We start from the raw sequence: 18,397 nt of genomic DNA on the forward strand, positions 1-18,397 counted from the left end.
GCGCGCCTCGGACGGCCGGCCTACCGCTGGTAGAAGGGCCGGACCCGTTCCCTCATCCAGGCGCCCACCGGGTCCTCCGTCACGTCCAGGAGCACCAGGTTGACCTGCCAGGGGGCCGGGACGGCGGTGACGGCCCGGGTGAGGGCCTCCAGGGGGAGCGCGCGCAGGTCGCCCTCCCACTGGGAGAGTTCGACGCCCACGAACATCACGGGCTCGGCGGTCTCGATGACGGCGAGGCAGCGGCGGGCCGTGACGACGACGCCAGTGGCCTCGAACTCGGCGGACGCGGCGGCCAGGAAGTCCACCGGGTCGTCCTTCCAGTCGGGCTCGAAGAGGCGGACCCGGCCGCCGCTCGCGGGGCCGTCCAGCGGGGTCCGCCCGGCCCGGCACACCTCCGCCACGGCGGCCGGCGGGAGCGGGATGCCCACCACACCGCCCGGGTTGATCACCATCCCCGCGTGCGGGGGCAGGCCGCGGGCGAACTCCACGGCGGGCGCGATGGTGTACGACATGTGCGCGCCGACGACCTGGCGGAACTGCTCCTCGGAGCTGAACACCGGCACGAACGCCTGGCCGTCGATCTCGATGCCGGGCAGGTCGAGGGGGCCGCTGTGCGGACCGCCGCCGTTGGGCAGCGGGATCCACACGAAGCTCCGGCCGAGCACCTCGACGATCCGCCCGCCGGCCGCCGGACCGGCGCCGAGGGAGGCCGAGAGCACCTCCTCCAGCTCGTTGCCGGGCCAACCGCCGTGCGGGTGGGTCTGCGTCCGCGCCGGAAAGTCCGCGGAGAAGTCCGCCGGGAAGTCCATCTGCCTACCGCCTGCCTGGAACCACTGCTGTGGCTCAAAAGGCTAACGGCTCGAAGATACGAAGGCCCGGCCGCGGGCCGGGCCGGTCCTCGGACCGGCCGGGGCGGGTCGGCGCGCCGGGCCGGATCGGCGGGCCGGGCCGGGTCAGCGGGCCGGGCCGGGTCAGCGGGCCGGGTGCGACGCCGGCCCGGAGCACGCCGGCAGCAGACTGGGCCCTTGGACGCCGGTCCCGGTTGCGCCCGCGGCCGAACCGAGGTTCGGCCGGGAGGCCCGGCGATCGACAGCGGACCGGGCCGGATCGAGTCAGCGGACCGGTCCCGGTCAGCGGGCCGGGCCGACGCCGGCCCGGAACGAGTCGGCAGACCGCGCCCTGGACGCCGGTCCCGGTCGGGCCCGCGGCCGACCCGGGGTTCGGCCGGGAGGCCCGGCGATCGACGGCGGACCGGCCTCGTCGGCCGTCCGGGGCGGATCAGCCGGCCGGTCCGGAGTCGATCAACGGTCCGGACCGAGCCGCTACCCTCCAGCCCCCGCGCGCCGATGCCACGCGGCCCGCTGTTCGGGCCGGCCTTCCGGCTGAGCGCGATCCGGTCGGCAGGTCCGGCCCGGGCGGCTGGTGCGGGCTGTTGTCGGCGGCCCGGTGGCTCCACGGCCGGTGCGGCCGGTTCTGTCTTCTCAGCGGCCGGTGAAGCCGATTCGGCGCAGGGCGTTCGCCGTGTCCCGGTCGGCGAGGACGGCCGAGCCGCAGCCCGCGGGGAGCTCCCCGCGCTCCACCGCGCGCAGCAGCCGGGTGCTCGCCGCGCGGTGGCGCAGGAACGCGTACCGCGTGACGCCGCGCCCCCGGTCGCGCTGGCCGGCCAGGGCCTGCTCGGGGGTGACGTCCAGGATCAGCAGGTGCAGCGTGCCGCCCCGGCGGCGGGCCTCGCGGGCCAGCCAGCGGCGGACCCAGGCCTGGGTGCCGCAGTCGTGCACGACGACGCCCTCACCCGTGCGCAGGGCGCGGCGCAGCCCGGCGTAGTGGGCGAGCCGGACGAGCGGGCGGTAGAGCGCGTACGGCAGGGCGCGCGGCACGCGGCGCTCCCAGCGGTCGCGGGCGTCCTGGGAGTCGATGCGCCGGCCCGGCACCGTGCGCCGCATCAGCGTGGACTTGCCGCTGCCGGGCAGACCCGTGACCACGACGAGGTCGCGGGGGCCGAACAGCAACGCGCGCGGGCCGCGCCCGGCACGGCCGCGCAGATCGCGGACGACCGGCGCCGGCGCCGGAGCCGGGGCGCGGACCGCCCGGACCGGAGCGGCGGCCGGCTGCTCGGGCAGCGCGATGCCCGTCGTCGCGTACGCGGTGGTCCTGTTCACCGTGATGTCCTCCCCTGGGGCCAGGTACGGAGTCCCATCCCCGCCGAGTGTAAAGAGAAGGTAATGCCGCAGGCCTCTCATTTACGTTCGCGTCCTGCAACAGGGCTGCTACAGGTCGCGGCACTGCGGGGGCGGGACTCGTGCACTCCCTGTGAAAGGTCCCCCTGCCGCGCCGGAAGGATGCGTGCAATGATGTGCCCGCCAACTGCATACCGGCCGTTTGAATCCGCGCGGGAGAGTTCCCAGCACCGCTGACGCTGGGGCGCCGAAGGAGCAAGTCCCTCCCTTGAATCTCTCAGGCCCCGTTACCGCGCGGGCGAGGCACATCTGAAAAGCGGGCCGCTGCGACAGCGGCTCCACCCAAGGTGCAAGCCATGGACCCGTGCGGTCATGGCGAACCTCTCAGGTTCCGATGACAGATGGGGAGGAACGACCTCGCCCCGTCATCGCCCTGGGAGACGACCGACCGTGAGCAGTACAGGAGAACTCCGTCACACCGCGCTCGATGCCCTGCATCGTTCGCTCGGCGCGACGATGACCGACTTCGCCGGCTGGGACATGCCCCTGCGCTACGGCTCCGAGCGCGACGAGCACATCGCCGTGCGCACGAGGGCCGGGCTGTTCGACCTCTCCCACATGGGCGAGATCACCGTCACCGGACCGCAGGCCGCCGCCCTGCTCGACTACGCCCTCGTGGGCAACATCGGCGGTGTGAAGCCGGGCCGCGCGCGCTACACCATGATCTGCCGGGCCGACGGCGGCATCCTCGACGACCTGATCGTCTACCGGCTGGGCGAGACCGAGGCCCCCGAGTTCATGGTCGTCGCCAACGCCTCCAACGCCCAGGTCGTCCTGGACGCGCTGACCGAGCGCGCCGCCGGCTTCGACGCCGAGGTGCGCGACGACCGGGACGCCTACGCGCTGATCGCCGTCCAGGGACCCGAGTCGCCCGGGATCCTGAAGTCCCTGACCGACGCCGACCTCGACGGGCTGAAGTACTACGCCGGGCTGCCCGGCACGGTCGCGGGTGTCCCGGCCCTGATCGCCCGTACCGGCTACACCGGTGAGGACGGCTTCGAGCTGTTCGTGAAGCCGGAGCACGCCGTCGAGCTGTGGCAGGCCCTGACCAAGGCCGGTGAGGGCGCCGGGCTGGTCCCGTGCGGGCTGTCCTGCCGCGACACGCTGCGCCTGGAGGCCGGCATGCCGCTGTACGGGCATGAGCTGACCACCTCCCTGACGCCCTTCGACGCCGGTCTCGGCCGCGTGGTGAAGTTCGAGAAGGAGGGCGACTTCGTCGGGCGTGAGGCCCTGCGCGAGGCCGCCGCCCGGGCCGAGTCCCAGCCGCCGCGCGTGCTGGTCGGCCTGGTCGCCGAGGGCCGTCGCGTCCCGCGCGCCGGGTACGCGGTCGTCGCCGGCGGCGAGGTGATCGGCGAGGTCACCTCGGGCGCCCCCTCCCCCACCCTCGGCAAGCCGATCGCGATGGCGTACGTCGACGCCGCGCACGCCGCGCCCGGCACGGCCGGCGTGGGCGTGGACATCCGGGGCAGTCACGAGCCGTACGAGGTCGTGGCGCTGCCGTTCTACAAGCGGCAGAAGTAGACACTGGCCAGAGGCCGCCACCCGCGGCCCGGCCACCGTCGCACCGGCTCATCAGCAGTCCCCCCTTCCACACCACTCCCGCGCGTACAGGAGAATTCAGGCCATGAGCAACCCCACTGAGCTGCGTTACAGCAAGGAGCACGAGTGGCTGTCGGCCGCCGAGGACGGCGTGTCGACGGTCGGCATCACGGAGCACGCGGCCAACGCCCTCGGCGATGTCGTGTTCGTCCAGCTTCCCGAGGTCGGTGACACCGTGTCCGCCGGCGAGACCTGCGGCGAGCTGGAGTCGACCAAGTCGGTGTCCGACCTGTACTCGCCGGTCTCCGGTGAGGTCACCGAGGTCAACGAGGACGTCGTCAACGACCCGTCGCTGGTGAACTCGGCCCCCTTCGAGGGCGGCTGGCTGTTCAAGGTGCGGATCACGGACGAGCCGGGCGACCTGCTCTCCGCCGACGAGTACACCGCGTTCTCCGCGGGCTGAGGAGTCGTAGCCGTATGTCCGTCCTGAACACACCCCTGCACGAGCTCGACCCGGCCGTGGCCGCCGCGGTCGACGCCGAGCTGCACCGCCAGCAGTCCACGCTGGAGATGATCGCCTCGGAGAACTTCGCCCCGGTCGCGGTCATGGAGGCGCAGGGCTCGGTCCTCACCAACAAGTACGCCGAGGGGTACCCGGGCCGCCGCTACTACGGCGGCTGCGAGCACGTCGACGTGGTCGAGCAGATCGCCATCGACCGGGTCAAGGAGCTGTTCGGCGCCGAGCACGCCAACGTGCAGCCGCACTCGGGCGCCCAGGCCAACGCGGCCGCGATGTTCGCGCTGCTCAAGCCGGGCGACACCATCATGGGCCTGAACCTCGCCCACGGTGGTCACCTGACCCACGGCATGAAGATCAACTTCTCCGGCAAGCTCTACGACGTCGTCGCCTACCACGTGGGCGACGACGGCCGGGTCGACATGGCCGAGGTCGAGCGCCTCGCCAAGGAGTCCAGGCCGAAGCTGATCGTGGCCGGCTGGTCGGCGTACCCGCGGCAGCTGGACTTCGCCGAGTTCCGCCGCATCGCGGACGAGGTCGGCGCGTACCTGATGGTCGACATGGCCCACTTCGCCGGGCTGGTCGCGGCCGGGCTGCACCCCAACCCGGTGCCGCACGCGCACGTGGTCACCACCACGACCCACAAGACCCTCGGCGGCCCGCGCGGCGGTGTGATCCTCTCCACGGCCGAACTGGCCAAGAAGATCAACTCCGCCGTCTTCCCCGGTCAGCAGGGTGGTCCGCTGGAGCATGTGATCGCCGCCAAGGCCGTCGCCTTCAAGGTCGCCGCCTCGGACGACTTCAAGGAGCGCCAGCGCCGTACGCTGGAGGGTGCCCGCATCCTGGCCGAGCGTCTGGTGAAGGACGACGTCCGGGCCGTGGGCGTGGACGTCCTGTCCGGCGGCACGGACGTGCACCTCGTCCTGGTCGACCTGCGCCACTCGGAGCTGGACGGCCAGCAGGCCGAGGACCGCCTCCACGAGGTGGGCATCACCGTCAACCGGAACGCGATCCCGAACGACCCGCGTCCGCCGATGGTGACGTCCGGTCTGCGGATCGGCACCCCGGCCCTGGCCACCCGCGGCTTCGGGGCCGAGGACTTCGCCGAGGTCGCGGACGTCATCGCCGAGGCGCTGAAGCCGTCGTACGACGCGGATGCCCTCAAGGCTCGGGTGAAGGCCCTGGCCGACCGGCACCCGCTGTACCCGGCTCTCACCAAGTAACCGGCACAGCACCACAAGCGGCGGACAACGGCCGCGAAGAAACCTTTCGGGGGCCGCGCCGGCCACAAGCGGGCGCGGCACCCCACCCCTTTGGCACCACCCCCGTAGTCAGGAGTTCCCCCCGTGGCCATCTCGGTCTTCGACCTGTTCTCGATCGGCATCGGCCCGTCCAGCTCCCACACCGTCGGCCCGATGCGGGCGGCCCGGATGTTCGCCCGGCGGCTGCGCAACGAGGAGCTGCTGGCACCGACGGCCAAGGTCCGCGCGGAACTGTACGGTTCGCTCGGCGCGACCGGGCACGGCCACGGAACGCCCAAGGCGGTGCTGCTCGGCCTGGAGGGCGACTCCCCGCGCACCGTGGACGTGGGGAGTGCCGACGAGCGGGTGGAGGCGATCAAGGCCGGCGGCAGGCTGAACCTGCTGGGCGAGCACGAGGTCGCGTTCTCCTTCGACGACGACATGGTCCTGCACCGCCGCAAGGCGCTGCCGTACCACGCCAACGGCATGACGCTGTGGGCGTACGACGCCTCCGGCGCGGAGCTCATGACGAAGACGTACTACTCGGTCGGCGGCGGGTTCGTCGTCGACGAGGACGCGGTCGGGGCGGACCGGATCAAGCTCGACGACACCGTGCTCAAGTACCCCTTCCGCACGGGCGACGAGCTGCTGCGCCTCACCGAGGAGACGGGCCTGTCCATCTCGGCGCTGATGCTGGAGAACGAGCGGGCCTGGCGCTCCGAGGAGGAGATCCGCGAGGGCCTGCTGGAGATCTGGCAGGTCATGCGGGACTGCGTGGCGCGCGGACTGTCCCAGGAGGGCATCCTGCCGGGCGGTCTCAAGGTGCGCCGCCGGGCCGCGAACACCGCGCGCAAGCTGCGCTCCGAGGGCGACCCGCTGGCCCTGTCGATGGAGTGGATCACCCTCTACGCCATGGCCGTGAACGAGGAGAACGCGGCGGGCGGCCGGGTCGTCACCGCCCCGACGAACGGCGCCGCCGGCATCATCCCGGCGGTCCTGCACTACTACATGAACTTCGTGCCGGGCGCCGACGAGGAGGGCGTGGTCCGCTTCCTGCTCGCCGCGGGCGCGATCGGCATGCTGTTCAAGGAGAACGCCTCCATCTCCGGCGCCGAGGTCGGCTGCCAGGGCGAGGTCGGCTCCGCCTGCTCCATGGCGGCGGGCGCCCTCGCGGAGGTCCTCGGCGGCTCGCCCGAGCAGGTGGAGAACGCCGCGGAGATCGGCATGGAGCACAACCTCGGCCTCACCTGCGACCCGGTCGGCGGGCTGGTCCAGATCCCCTGCATCGAGCGCAACGGCATGGCCGCGGTCAAGGCCGTCACGGCCGCCCGCATGGCGATGCGCGGCGACGGCTCCCACAAGGTGTCCCTGGACAAGGTCATCAAGACGATGAAGGACACCGGCGCCGACATGTCCGTCAAGTACAAGGAGACGGCCCGGGGCGGGCTCGCGGTGAACATCATCGAGTGCTGAGCCTCTCCTGGCCGACGGAGCGCCGGCCAGGAGTTGACGTTTCCCCGTCAAGCCACAGCAGCCCGTGCCATGGTGGTGGGCATCAACTCCCCTCCCCCACCAGCACGTCAGGGAGCTGCCATGCTGCGTGGCATCGATGTGAGCGCGTACCAGTCCTCGGCCTACGGTACCGACGGCCTGTCCTTCGTCTTCGTCAAGGCGACGGAGGGGCGCTCCTACGTCAATCCCAGACTCGCCGCCCAGACCAGGCGGGCGCGCGACGCCGGGCTGGTCGTCGGCTTCTACCACTTCCTGTGGCCCGGCAACCTCACCGCCCAGGCCGAGTACTTCCTGAGCAAGGCCCCGGACCGGGCGGGTGACGTCCTCGCCGTCGACTGGGAGACGACCGGCGAGGGCACGCACGCGAGCAACGCCGAGAAGGACCGGTTCCTGCGGAAGCTGAAGGAGCTGCGGCCGGACAACCGGGTGGTGCTCTACTGCAACCGGCATTTCTGGCTGAACGTCGACGCGACCTCCTACGCGGGCGACGCGCTGTGGATAGCCGACTACGTGAGCGCGGGCAAGCCCCGCATCAAAGCCAAATGGCGCTTCCACCAGTACACCGACAACCCGCTGGACAAGAACGTCGCCGACTTCGGCAGCAGGGCCGCCCTGCGCGAATGGGCCGAGGGCGCCTGACCTAGCCCCGGAAGTCCGGCGTGCGTTCCGGGGACGCCTCGGCCAGGGCCTTCGTGACCGCTTCGACGCCGCCGCGCAGGCCGTAGACCGGGGTGCCGGGCTGCTGGCGCCAGGAGTCGTCGAGGCCGCCCGCGTCGACGGTGTCGAAGCCGAGCGCGTCGATCAGGTCCCGGACCTTGCGCTTGGCCGCCTCGTCGTCGCCGGCCACCGGCAGGGCCATGCGGTCGGGGTCGCCGGCCGGGAGCGGGCGGTCCAGGATGTCCTGGGCGAAGGTGCCGTTGAAGGCCTTGACCACCGGGTGGCCCAGCCGGCGCTCCGTCCAGCGGCTCTCGGTGAGGCCGTCGTCCTCGATCTCCGCGATCCTGCCGTCGCGCTGCCGCGGGTAGTAGTTGCCGGTGTCGATGACCGCGACGCCGTCCGCCGCGCCGTCGAGCAGGCCGGCGGGAAGGTCCGGGACCGCCTTCAGCGGAATGGTGACGACGACGATCTCGGCGCCGCGCGCCGCCTCCCCGACCGTCACGGGCGTCGCGCCGGTCTCCTCCGCCAGGGCCGTGAGCGTCTCCGGCCCCCGGGAGTTGGCGACGGCCACGTCGTGGCCGAGAGCGGTGAGCCGCCGGGTCAGGTTGCCGCCGATGTTGCCCGCTCCGATGATGCCGATCTTCATGTCCTCGCCTTGCCCTTCCGGAGATGAACAGCGCCTCGTGAAGCCTTCGCGAGAAGGGTCAACCCGCGGGTCCAGCCCGCTATTCCGGGCTGTCGCGGGCACGGCGAGGGGCCCGGTCCGCCATGACGGACCGGGCCCCTTCGCCCGGTGAACCGGCGCTCCGGCGAACCGGCGCCTACTTGTTCAGGTAGGCCCAGAACTCGTCGAAGCTCAGCCGCTTGTCGCCGTCGAGGTCGCGGGTCTTGATGACGACCTCGGCGACCGACTCGGTGACGTTCCAGTCACCCGACTTGGCCAGGGCGCTCTTGAACTCGGCAGCGGTGATGAATCCGTCACCGTCCGTATCGATCCGCTCGAACTGCTTGCGTGCTTCCTCGATGTCCGCCACCGATCCGCCCCTCATCTCGTGCTGTGCGTCTTCTGACGCAGGTCTGACGGAGGTCAGATTAACCGGCCGGGTGCGCCTCCAGCGCGGCGACCACCCAGTCGAACTCCTCGTCGTAGGTCGGCTGGGGGCCGAGGCCGTTGACGAGGGCCTGGAGTTCGCGGTAGCGGGCGACCCGTACGTCGGAGGCCGCCGTGAGGCGTTCGCGTACGACGGCCCGGTCGGTGTCGGCGAGCAGGTCCCGCAGGAGCTCGTCCGCCTCGGGTGCGTCGGGGGCGATGCCGCGCCGGCGGGCATCGCCGGCGAGCGACACGAGCCGGCTCATGAACCACAGGGACGAACCGGCCGGGGCGTCCGGCCCCCGGTCCGCGGCATTGAACTCGATCATCTGCCGCATCTGCGCGCGAAAGGCGGAGTCCTGGATCAGCTCGGCGAGCTCCACCCAGGCGTCCACCTGCTCGGGCGTGGGGTCGTCGGGGAGCTGCGCGGCCGGGAAGCGCAGCCTGCGGCGGATGTCGGGGTCGGCGGTGTCGATCCCTTCGAAGATCTCCGTCATGAAGTCGTCCACGATCCGCCACCGCTCGGCCGCCGACAGCCGTGCCAGTCTGTTCATGAGCGTCATCTCCTCCAGGCCGGAATCCCGCTTCGCCACGGTCGACAGCACCGCACGGGTCACCTTGAGCGCCCGGATCTGCGCGTCCAGTGCGACCACGTGCGCGGCCGCGACCTGCGCGACGGTGGTCTCACCGGCCAGGATCCGGCGAACGTCCGTGAGGCCGAGGCCCAGTTCGCGCAGGGTGCGGATCAGCTCCAGCCGGGCCACGGACGCCGCGTCGTAGAGCCGGTAGCCGCCCGTGGACCGGCCCACCGGGGGCAGGGCGCCCTCGTCGGACCAGTAGCGGATGGTGCGCACGGTGAGTCCCGTGACCCGGGCCAGTTCACCGATGGTGAGCAGTCCGGTGCCGTGATCGGTCATGTCTGCGAGTCTGGACCCTCCAGCGGGTGGAGACTCAAGGAGCTCGGCGTGACGGACAGCCTGGGCGACATACTCGACGCGGCGGCGCGGGGTGTCTTCCCGCCGCCGGACGGCGGTACGACGATCGTGCCTCAGCCCTCTCCCCGGGACGCGGGGGTCCTGGCGTTCACGGCGCACTCGGTCGTCTTCACCGACGAGGACCCCGGCTGGGTGCGCGACGTCCTGGCCCGTACCGACTGCGACGCCCTCGCGGCCACGATGAACGCCCGTTTCCTGACGGCCCTCATGGACCGGACGGGGCGTGCGTCGGACACGGTCGACGTGCTGCTGACGGGTGCCGCGCTGCCCGGAGAGCCGCCGGGCGGGCTGGTGGAGCTCGGCGATCCGGGCCATCCGCGTGTGGTGTCGGCCCGCGGGCGGCGTGACGGGGTGCGGGTGTGGACGGCGGAGGGCGGGGTGCTGGTGCTGGGCCGTGGGGTGGCCGGGCGGTGGGAGGTCGCCGTCGAGGTGGAGGAGGGGGCGCGCCACCGCGGCCTCGGGCGGCGGCTGGTGACGGCGGCTCGGCAGCTGACCGGGGGCGCGCCGGTGTGGGCGCAGGTGTCGGCGGGGAACGCCCGCAGTCTGCGGGCGTTCCAGGCGGCCGGCTACCGGCCGGTGGGCTCGGAGGTGCTGCTCAGGGCCGGGGTGCGTGGTGCGGGGCGCTCCCGCACACGCGGGTGAGCCCCGGCGTCACCGGAAGACACCCGTGTGGCCGAGGGAGTAGCGGCCGGGCTGTGGGTAGACCGCCAGGCCGTGCGGGCCGCTGCCGACGGGGATCCGGGCGAGCTGGACGCCGGTGCGGGTGTCGATGGCGTACACCTCGGCGTCGTAGCGGCCGGACAGCCACAGCACCTTGCCGTCGGCGGAGACGCCGCCCATGTCGGGGCTGCCGCCGTCGGGCAGCTTCCACTTCTTGGTGAGCTTGCCCTGGGTGAAGTCGAAGACGGAGACGGTGCCCTCGCCGCGGTTGGTCACGTACATCTCGCGCGAGTCGCGGCTGACGTAGAGGCCGTGGCAGCCCTTGCCCGTGGGCATCAGGGTGGGCTCGGTGAACCGGTCGCCGTCCAGGACCCACATGCCGTGGGCCGTCATGTCGGCGATGTAGAAAGCTTTGCCGTCGGGCGAGATCTTCACGTCCTGCGGCATGGCGCCCTGGAACGGCAGCCGTTGCTGCCCGACGACCTCCATCTTCTCGGTGTCGACCTTGAGGAGTTCGCCGCTGAACTCGCACGAGACGATGAAGTAGCGGCCGTCGAGGGAGAAGTCGGCGTGGTTCACGCCGTAGCAGGAGACCGGGACGGTCTTCCTGATCTCCATGGTGTGCGGGTCGCGGAAGACCAGTTCGCGGTCGAGGGAGGCCATGACGACGGCGTATCTGCCGTTGGGCGTGAAGTACAGGTTGTACGGGTCGTGGACCTCGACGTCCTTGCCCGCCTTGCCGGTTTCGGGATCGATCGGGGTGAGGGTGTGGCCGCGGTTGTTGTTGACCCAGAGCGTCTTCAGGTCCCAGGAGGGCACGACGTGCTGGGGCTGGCGGCCCACGCGGATCGTCTCGGTCACCTCGTAGGTCTTCGGGTCGATGACGGTGACCGTGTCGGACTCGGTGTTGGGGACGTAGACCCGGGACGGGAAGTCCTTGACCACCGGGGACAGTTTGTTCGGGCGGTCGGCCGCGTAGACGTCCTCCGGGTCCAGGACGGGCGGCATGCCGGGCAGGCCCTTCACGGGCTTCTTCTCGGGCGGGGCGGGCACGGCGGCCTCGGTGCCGCGCGCCTCGGAGGTCCGTTCCCCGCTCCCGGTGCCACAGGCGGCGAGGACGGCGAGGGCGGCAGCCGCGACCAGGGTGCTCTTGACGAGATGGCGGTGCATTGCCCCATTTAAGGGGCGCCTCGTGGCGAAAGGCGTGATTCGCCCGTCCGGCGGCCGGGTGAGGTGGTGCGCGCGCTCAGCGGTCGGCGACCCGCATCTCGAACCAGGTGGTCTTGCCCCGGGGCAGCAGATCGACCCCCCAGCGGTCGGCCAGCTTGTCCACGAGGAACAGGCCCCGGCCGCTGATGTCCATCTCCTGGACCGGCATCAGGCAGGGCAGCCCCCGGGAGGGGTCGCGGACCTCCACGCGGATCCAGCCGCGGCGCCGGTGCAGACGCAGCCCGAAGACACGGGCGCCGGTGTGGCGTACGGCGTTGCCGACGAGTTCGGAGACGAGCAGGACCGCGTCCTCGGTGGTCTTGGGGGTGAGCCCCCACTGGCGCAGCACCACGACCTGGGTGAGCCGTCTGGCGGTGGCGGCGGACTCGGGGCGGGACGGCAGTGGAACCTCTGCCTCCGTCGGGTTGCCGTACAACTCGAGCGCCTTGAGCGCGTGTTCGTCCTCGACGGTCGGCGACCAGCGCGCCGCGGACGCATGTGCGTGTCCCCGCGGCTGTTCCATACCCTCCAGCCCCGCCATGCCCCCCATCATGGCCGCCCGCAGCGCCCGACGGGGCCGTTCCCGGGGAATACGCCCCGGGGAACGGGGGGTGAACCGACGGCCGTCCGTCATATGCCAACGGCACGTGGAAGACGGCCACACCCCGTCCGACCTGCTGGAACGGCCCGTTGCGGAGCACGGGCCGGGCCTCCTCGGCCAGACACGCTTAAGGCTGGCTTAAGGGTGACATAAACCGCCCCATCGAGGGACCCCGGGTCAGACACCGCGTCAATTGCAAGCCCCTGGAGGGAGGTTCAGAGGAACTTCGCCTTGCCCGGGCCCTCCTCCACGAAGCTGCGCATGCCGCGCTCACGGTCCTCGGTGGCGAACAGGCCCGCGAACCAGTTGCGTTCGACCGCGAGGCCGGTGTCGATGTCCGTCTCCAGACCCGTGTCGATCGACTCCTTCGCGGCGCGCAGCGCGAGCGCCGGGCCCTGCGCCAGCTTCGCGGCCCAGGCGTGCGCCTGGGTGTACACCTCGTCGGCGGGCACGACCCGGTCCACCAGGCCGATCTCGCGGGCCTCCTCGGCCTTCACCATGCGGCCCGTGAAGATCAGGTCCTTGGCCTTGGAGGGGCCGACGAGACGGGCCAGGCGCTGGGTGCCGCCGGCGCCGGGGATCAGGCCGAGCAGGATCTCCGGCTGGCCGAGCTTGGCGTTCTCACCCGCGATCCGGAAGTCCGCGCACAGGGCGAGCTCGCAGCCGCCCCCCAGCGCGTAGCCGGTGACGGCGGCGACGACCGGCTTGGGGATCCGGGCCACCGCCGTGAACGCGTCCTGGAGGTCGCGGGCGCGCAGGACCATCGCGGTGTGGTCCATCGCCTGCATCTCCTTGATGTCCGCGCCGGCCGCGAACACCTTCTCGCCGCCGTAGATCACCACGGCCCGCACGTCCTCGCGGCGCGTGGCCTCCTCGGCGAGTTCCTTCAGCCGGTCCTGCGTGGCGATGTCCAGCGCGTTCATGGGCGGGCGGTCGAGGCGGATGGTGCCGACGCCTTCAGCGACTTCGAGAGAGACGGTCATGGGCAGCAGGTTAACCGGGGCTAACACAAGGGGCCCCGGTGCGGTCGGTCACACCGGGGCCCTCAGGTCGTACGGGGACTGCGTGGGACTACTTCTTCCACTTCTCCCAGGACATGTTCCAGCCGTTGAGCCCGTTGTCCGGGTCGACGACGCGGTCCTCGGAGTTCTTGACGACCACCACGTCGCCGATCATCGAGTGGTTGAAGAACCAGGCGGCCGGCACCTTCTTGTCCCAGCCGCCGCGCACGTCCCGCAGGCCGATGCAGCCGTGGCTGGCGTTGTAGTTGCCGAAGGCGCCGCTCGCCCAGTAGTTGCCGTGCAGGAAGGTGCCGGAAGTGGTCAGGCGGACGGCGTGCGGGACGTCCTTGATGTCGTACTCGCCTCCGTACCCGACGGTCTCGCCGTTCATCCGGGTCACCGTGAGCATCTCGCTGATGACCATCTGGCCGTTCCAGGTCTCCATGCCGGGCTGGCCGGTGGTGACCGGGACGGTCTTGATGGTCTTGCCGTCACGCATGACCTTCATCGTGAGCTTCTTGGCGTCGACGACGGAGACCTGGTTGCGGCCGATGGTGAACTTCACCGTCTTGTCCTGCTCGCCGTAGACGCCGGAGCGGCCTTCGACGCCGTCGAGGTTCAGGTCCACGGTCACCTTGGTGCCGGGCTTCCAGTACTTCTCGGGGCGGAAGTCGAGGCGGTCGTTGCCGAACCAGTGGCCCTCGACGTCGACGGCGGGCTCCGTGGTGATGCGGATGGCCTTCTCGACGTCCTCCGGGTGGGTGATGCCCCGCGAGAAGCGGATGGAGAACGGCATCCCGACGCCGACCTTCGAGCCGTCCTCGGGGGTGAAGGTGCCGGTGAAGGTGTTCTCCGGGGTCAGCGTGGTGAAGCCGGCGTCCTCCGCGGCCGTGCGGCCCTCGGAGTCCTTGGCGACCGCGTGGACCGTGTACTTGGTGGCACCGGCCAGATGGGTGGACGGCGTCCAGCTGGCGCCGTCCCCGGATATCTCGCCCTCGACCTTGTCACCCTTGGCGTTCTTGACCTCGACCTCGGTCAGCTTCCCCTTCGTGGCGGTGACCTTCAGCGCACCGCTCGTGTCGACGGCCTTGGCGCCGTCCTTCGGGGTGATGCCGACGACCGCCTCCGACTGCTTGCTCTGCGCGGCGCCCGAGTCCTTGCCCTCGCCGTCGCCCCCGCCGGAGCCGGTCCCCCCGCCGCCGCACGCCGTGACGGCGAGCAGCAGCACGCCGACCGCCGACACGAGCAGTCCGTTCCTGCGCCCAACCGACGCCCCCGATATCGGTCGCCCGTTCACGTGGTTCTCCCCTCCCAGGGCCTGGTCAGGCCCGCACCCCGCGCGTCCCCCGCGCGTCGGCGAATAGTAACCACAGGGTGCACGGCACCGGCGGCCCGCGATTGTCACTGTTCGGTCCCAACCGATCACCGGCTCAACGCGCCCCCCTGCCCGGTTACTTCACCGCGCTGCCCGCCTTCCATGCGTTCCAGCCCATATTCCAGCCTCCGAGCCCGTTGTCCGGAGAGACCTTTTTGTCATTGCTGTTGACGACTTCGACGACGTCCCCGATGAGGCTGCGGTCGAAGAACCAGCCGGCCGGGGTGTCCGAGCCGCCGCCCTTCACATCGCGCAGTCCGATGCAGCCGTGGCTGACGTTGGTGCGGCCGAAGACCGTGCGGTGCGCCCAGTAGTTGCCGTGCAGGAAGGTGCCGGAGTCGGTCAGGCGCATGGCGTGCGGGACGTCGGGGATGTCGTACTCGCCCTTGCCGTCGCGCTTCTTGAAGCCGACCGTCGCGCCGTTCATGCGGGTGACGTCGAGCATCTCGGTCACCACCATCTTGCCGTTGTACGTGGTGGTGCGGGGGGCGCCCGCCGTGATGGGCACGGTGGCGAGGGGCTCGCCGTCGCGCCGGACCTCCATGGAGTGGGCGGCGGCGTCGACCACGGAGACCTGGCTGCGGCCGACGGTGAAGGAGAGCGTCTTGTGCTGGAGGCCGTAGACGCCGGGCGCCCCCTGGACGTCGCGCAGGCGCAGGGCGACGGTGACCCGGGTGCCGGGTTTCCAGTAGTCCTCGGGGCGGAAGTCGAGGCGGGACCTGCCGAACCAGTGCGGGCGGATCTCGACGGCCGGACGGGCGGTGACCCGCACCGCGCGCTCGACGGCGGCCCGGTCGGCGATCTCCCGGTTGAACTCCAGGGAGACGATCATGCCGGTGCCGACCGTGGCGCGGTTCTCCGGGGTGACGTAGCCGATGAAGCGTTCCTCGGGGACGTAGGTGGTGAAGGTGGTGTGCCGGGCCGAGCGGTGTCCGTCGCCGTCCACGGCCACCGCGTCGATCGTGTACTTGGCGGCCAGCGCCAGGCGCTGGTCGTCGGGTTCCCAGGTCAGGCGGTCGGCGGAGAGGTGCCCGGGCACCGGGGACTCCTGCGCGTCCTGCGACCTGACGACCCTCACCGTCTCCAGCCGGCCGTCGGGCACGTGCACCCGCAGCTTCCTTCCGGGGCGCACTCCCCTGCTGCCGTCACCGGGCGAGACCTTGATGACGTCCTCGGGCGCCGGGGGCGCGCCCAAGGCACCGGCGATCCCGCCGCCGTCGTCCGAGGTACAGCCGGTGGCCCCGGCGAGGAGCCCTGCCCATGTCACTACGGCGGCCAGCGCGGCCCTCGCGCGCCGCGCGCGCCCTTGTACGTGCCTCACGAGGTGCCCAACGACCGGCCGCGTCCCCGGGAAACGACCATGCCCGCCCCCGGGGAAACGTGAGTGCGACCCACGCTCTGGGCAGAACAGTGGGGAGGACGACGCGCAGGGGAGCCGCGACCCGGGCCGCAGCACAGGCCGCACCCCTCTGTCCCCCGTCGTTCCACGAGCCGCGGGAGGCTGACAGGTGTCCAGCGCAGCCGAGCAGGAGGCGGTGGCCGGCCGTCGGGCCACCGGGAACGGGCGCCAGGCCGCCGCCGTGAACGGCGCGCGGCGGGCCGCGCCGCCGCCCACCGTGCCCGCGTGGCCCGGCGCGCCGACCCCGCTGGGGGCCCGGTTCCGGGTCGGCCCGGACGGGGTGGCGGGCACCAACTTCGCGTTGTGGGCGGGCGGGGCGGAGGGCGTCGAGCTGTGCCTCTTCGACGAGGCGGGCAAGGAGTCACGGGTCCGGCTCGGCGAGCTGACCCACGAGATCTGGCACGGCTTCGTCCCGGGCGTGCTGCCCGGGCAGCGCTACGGCTACCGGGTGCACGGCCGCTGGGACCCGTGGACGGGCGCCCGCTGGAACCCGGCGAAGCTGCTCCTCGACCCCTACGCGCGGGCGGTCGACGGGGACTTCTCGCTGCCTCCCGAGGTGTACGGGCACGTCCGCGACTGGCCGCAGCAGCACGTCGCCGACACCGTGCGCGACGACCGGGACTCGGCGCCGTTCGTGCCCAAGGGCGTGGTCGTGCACGATGACGACGACTGGTCCGACGACCGCCGCCCGAAGACCCCGTGGGCCGACTCGGTGATCTACGAACTGCACGTCAAGGGCTTCACCCGGCTGCACCCGGGCATCCCCGAGGAGCTGCGCGGCACCTACGCCGGCCTCGCCCACCCCGCGGCGGTCGAGCACCTGGTGAAGCTGGGCGTGACGGCGGTGGAGCTGCTGCCGGTGCACCAGTTCGCGCACGAGGACCACCTGCTGCGCCGGGGCCTGCGGAACTACTGGGGCTACAACTCCATCGGCTACTTCGCCCCGCACGCGGCCTACGCGGCCTCCGGCACGACCGGGCAGCAGGTCGGCGAGTTCAAGCGGATGGTGCGCTCCCTGCACGCGGCCGGGATCGAGGTCATCCTCGACGTGGTCTACAACCACACCGCCGAGGCGGGCGAGCTCGGCCCGACGCTGTCCCTGAAGGGCATAGACAACCGCGGCTACTACCGCCTCCAGGACGACGCCCGCCGCTACGCCGACTACACCGGCTGCGGCAACACCCTGCACGTGGTCCAGCCCCAGGTCCTGCGCCTGATCACGGACTCGCTGCGCTACTGGGTCACCGAGATGGGCGTCGACGGCTTCCGCTTCGACCTGGCGGCCGCGCTGGCCCGCTCCATGCACGACGTCGACATGCTCTCCCCGTTCCTCGCGGTCATCGCCCAGGACCCGGTGCTGCGCCGGGTGAAGCTCATCGCCGAGCCGTGGGACGTCGGCTCGGGCGGCTACCAGGTGGGGGCGTTCCCGCCGCTGTGGACGGAGTGGAACGACCGGTACCGCAACACCGTGCGGGACTTCTGGCGGCACGCGCTGCCCGACGTCCGGGAGATGGGCTACCGCCTGTCGGGCTCCAGCGACCTGTACGCCTGGGGCGGGCGCAGGCCGTACGCGTCGGTCAACTTCATCACCGCGCACGACGGGTTCACCCTGCGCGACCTGGTGTCCTACGAGCGCAAGCACAACGAGGCCAACGGCGAGGGCAACCGGGACGGCACGGACGACAACCGGGCCTGGAACGGCGGCGCCGAGGGCGAGAGCGACGACGAGGGCGTACGGGAGCTCCGGCGGCGGCAGCTCAGGAACCTGCTGACCACCCTGCTGCTGTCCACGGGTGTGCCCATGCTGGTCGCGGGCGACGAACTGGGCCGCACTCAGCGCGGCAACAACAACGCCTACTGCCAGGACAACGAGATCAGCTGGGTGGACTGGGAGCTGCTGGAGGACCCCGGCTGGAAGGCCCTGTGCGAGCTGACCTCCCGGCTGATCGCGCTGCGCCACCACCACCCGGTGCTGCGGCGCCGGGCGTTCTTCTCGGGCCGGGCCCAGACCGCGGACGGGCTGCGCGACCTGGCCTGGTTCACCTCCCGGGGCACGGAGATGACGGAGCAGGACTGGTTCGCGCCCGCCGCCACCCTGGGCATGTACCTGTCCGGCCGGGACATCCCCGGGCGGGACGAGCGCGGGGAGCAGATCCTGGACGACAGCTTCCTCGCCGTGCTGCACGCGGGCGAGGAGCCGGTGTCCTTCCGGTTGCCGGGGCCGCCGTGGGCCGAGCGGTACGAGGTCGTCGTCGACACCAGCCTGGAGGAGCAGGGGGAGGCGCCCGGGGTGGAGCACCGGGCGGGCACGGAGATCACGATGCCGGCGCGGGCGGTGCTGCTGCTGCGGGTGGCGGGGTGACC

General features: G+C 71.8%; 17 protein-coding genes and 1 riboswitch. Of the genes, 7 read left to right on the forward strand and 10 right to left on the reverse strand.

Annotated elements, in window-relative coordinates; translation table 11 throughout:
* Positions 1-20: 20 nt before the first annotated feature.
* Complete coding sequence (locus AB0I06_RS09995) at positions 21-809, reverse strand: enhanced serine sensitivity protein SseB (RefSeq protein ID WP_363118260.1); 789 nt, start codon at positions 807-809, stop codon at positions 21-23.
* A gap of 672 nt (positions 810-1,481) precedes the next feature.
* The gene (locus AB0I06_RS10000) at positions 1,482-2,159 is read right to left on the reverse strand and encodes an AAA family ATPase (RefSeq protein WP_363118261.1); all 678 of its coding nucleotides are present in this window, start codon (positions 2,157-2,159) and stop codon (positions 1,482-1,484) included.
* A 221-nt stretch (positions 2,160-2,380) separates the two neighbouring features.
* Positions 2,381-2,480, forward strand: a riboswitch (glycine riboswitch).
* Positions 2,481-2,627: 147 nt separating this feature from the next.
* On the opposite strand from AB0I06_RS10000, the gene gcvT reads away from it, so the two are divergent.
* The 5 genes from gcvT (at position 2,628) to AB0I06_RS10025 (ending at position 7,685) form a co-directional block, all read left to right on the forward strand.
* Positions 2,628-3,758 carry a glycine cleavage system aminomethyltransferase GcvT gene (gene gcvT, locus AB0I06_RS10005; RefSeq protein ID WP_363118262.1) on the forward strand — a complete coding sequence of 377 codons (1,131 nt, stop codon included), beginning with the start codon at positions 2,628-2,630 and terminating at the stop codon, positions 3,756-3,758.
* A 103-nt stretch (positions 3,759-3,861) separates the two neighbouring features.
* Positions 3,862-4,239, forward strand: coding sequence for a glycine cleavage system protein GcvH (gene gcvH, locus AB0I06_RS10010; RefSeq protein WP_363118263.1), 378 nt, complete (start codon positions 3,862-3,864; stop codon positions 4,237-4,239).
* Positions 4,240-4,253: 14 nt separating this feature from the next.
* On the forward strand, positions 4,254-5,516 hold the full coding sequence (glyA, locus tag AB0I06_RS10015; RefSeq protein ID WP_363118264.1) for a serine hydroxymethyltransferase: 1,263 nt from the start codon (positions 4,254-4,256) through the stop codon (positions 5,514-5,516).
* Between the two features lie 123 nt (positions 5,517-5,639).
* The gene (locus AB0I06_RS10020; protein WP_363118265.1) at positions 5,640-7,007 is read left to right on the forward strand and encodes an L-serine ammonia-lyase; all 1,368 of its coding nucleotides are present in this window, start codon (positions 5,640-5,642) and stop codon (positions 7,005-7,007) included.
* Between the two features lie 120 nt (positions 7,008-7,127).
* Positions 7,128-7,685 carry a glycoside hydrolase family 25 protein gene (locus tag AB0I06_RS10025; protein WP_363118266.1) on the forward strand — a complete coding sequence of 186 codons (558 nt, stop codon included), beginning with the start codon at positions 7,128-7,130 and terminating at the stop codon, positions 7,683-7,685.
* 1 nt (position 7,686) lies between these two features.
* Here the strand turns inward: AB0I06_RS10025 and AB0I06_RS10030 are convergent, their stop codons facing one another.
* From AB0I06_RS10030 to AB0I06_RS10040, 3 genes are all read right to left on the reverse strand, one after another.
* A complete protein-coding gene (locus AB0I06_RS10030) occupies positions 7,687-8,451 on the reverse strand; it encodes an NAD(P)-binding domain-containing protein (RefSeq protein WP_363118267.1) in 765 nt (254 codons plus the stop codon).
* A gap of 73 nt (positions 8,452-8,524) precedes the next feature.
* On the reverse strand, positions 8,525-8,737 hold the full coding sequence (locus tag AB0I06_RS10035) for an EF-hand domain-containing protein (protein WP_266472295.1): 213 nt from the start codon (positions 8,735-8,737) through the stop codon (positions 8,525-8,527).
* Positions 8,738-8,795: 58 nt separating this feature from the next.
* On the reverse strand, positions 8,796-9,710 hold the full coding sequence (locus AB0I06_RS10040) for a MerR family transcriptional regulator (RefSeq protein ID WP_363118268.1): 915 nt from the start codon (positions 9,708-9,710) through the stop codon (positions 8,796-8,798).
* A gap of 48 nt (positions 9,711-9,758) precedes the next feature.
* Here AB0I06_RS10040 and AB0I06_RS10045 point away from each other — a divergent pair, with 48 nt between their 5' ends.
* The gene (locus AB0I06_RS10045) at positions 9,759-10,430 is read left to right on the forward strand and encodes a GNAT family N-acetyltransferase (protein WP_363118269.1); all 672 of its coding nucleotides are present in this window, start codon (positions 9,759-9,761) and stop codon (positions 10,428-10,430) included.
* A 9-nt stretch (positions 10,431-10,439) separates the two neighbouring features.
* Here AB0I06_RS10045 and AB0I06_RS10050 read toward each other — a convergent pair whose 3' ends face one another.
* The 5 genes from AB0I06_RS10050 to AB0I06_RS10070 form a co-directional block, all read right to left on the reverse strand.
* Positions 10,440-11,618 (reverse strand): YncE family protein, encoded by a 1,179-nt coding sequence (locus AB0I06_RS10050; RefSeq protein ID WP_363118270.1) that lies wholly within the window; start codon positions 11,616-11,618, stop codon positions 10,440-10,442.
* A 76-nt stretch (positions 11,619-11,694) separates the two neighbouring features.
* A complete protein-coding gene (locus AB0I06_RS10055) occupies positions 11,695-12,198 on the reverse strand; it encodes an ATP-binding protein (protein WP_363118271.1) in 504 nt (167 codons plus the stop codon).
* Between the two features lie 275 nt (positions 12,199-12,473).
* Entirely contained in the window at positions 12,474-13,241 is a 768-nt protein-coding gene (locus tag AB0I06_RS10060; RefSeq protein ID WP_363118272.1) for an enoyl-CoA hydratase-related protein, read from the reverse strand.
* Between the two features lie 88 nt (positions 13,242-13,329).
* The gene (locus tag AB0I06_RS10065; protein ID WP_363118340.1) at positions 13,330-14,508 is read right to left on the reverse strand and encodes an Ig-like domain-containing protein; all 1,179 of its coding nucleotides are present in this window, start codon (positions 14,506-14,508) and stop codon (positions 13,330-13,332) included.
* Positions 14,509-14,710: 202 nt separating this feature from the next.
* Positions 14,711-15,955, reverse strand: a complete 1,245-nt coding sequence (locus AB0I06_RS10070) for an Ig-like domain-containing protein (RefSeq protein ID WP_363118273.1) — start codon at positions 15,953-15,955, stop codon at positions 14,711-14,713.
* A 187-nt stretch (positions 15,956-16,142) separates the two neighbouring features.
* Between AB0I06_RS10070 and glgX the strand changes: the two genes are divergently transcribed.
* Positions 16,143-18,395 carry a glycogen debranching protein GlgX gene (gene glgX, locus AB0I06_RS10075; protein WP_363118274.1) on the forward strand — a complete coding sequence of 751 codons (2,253 nt, stop codon included), beginning with the start codon at positions 16,143-16,145 and terminating at the stop codon, positions 18,393-18,395.
* Positions 18,396-18,397: the final 2 nt, after the last annotated feature.

Origin of the sequence: Streptomyces sp. NPDC050674, assembly GCF_040654575.1 — a bacterium.
Lineage (GTDB): Bacteria > Actinomycetota > Actinomycetes > Streptomycetales > Streptomycetaceae > Streptomyces.

Bases quoted from the DNA above. Each gene is read 5' to 3' on its own strand.
- AB0I06_RS09995 (WP_363118260.1), bottom strand. From the start codon at position 809: ATGGACTTCCCGGCGGACTTCTCCGCGGACTTTCCGGCGCGGACGCAG.
- gcvH (WP_363118263.1), top strand. From the start codon at position 3,862: ATGAGCAACCCCACTGAGCTGCGTTACAGCAAGGAGCACGAGTGGCTG.
- glyA (WP_363118264.1), top strand. From the start codon at position 4,254: ATGTCCGTCCTGAACACACCCCTGCACGAGCTCGACCCGGCCGTGGCC.
- AB0I06_RS10025 (WP_363118266.1), top strand. From the start codon at position 7,128: ATGCTGCGTGGCATCGATGTGAGCGCGTACCAGTCCTCGGCCTACGGT.
- AB0I06_RS10040 (WP_363118268.1), bottom strand. From the start codon at position 9,710: ATGACCGATCACGGCACCGGACTGCTCACCATCGGTGAACTGGCCCGG.
- AB0I06_RS10050 (WP_363118270.1), bottom strand. From the start codon at position 11,618: ATGCACCGCCATCTCGTCAAGAGCACCCTGGTCGCGGCTGCCGCCCTC.
- AB0I06_RS10055 (WP_363118271.1), bottom strand. From the start codon at position 12,198: ATGGCGGGGCTGGAGGGTATGGAACAGCCGCGGGGACACGCACATGCG.
- AB0I06_RS10060 (WP_363118272.1), bottom strand. From the start codon at position 13,241: ATGACCGTCTCTCTCGAAGTCGCTGAAGGCGTCGGCACCATCCGCCTC.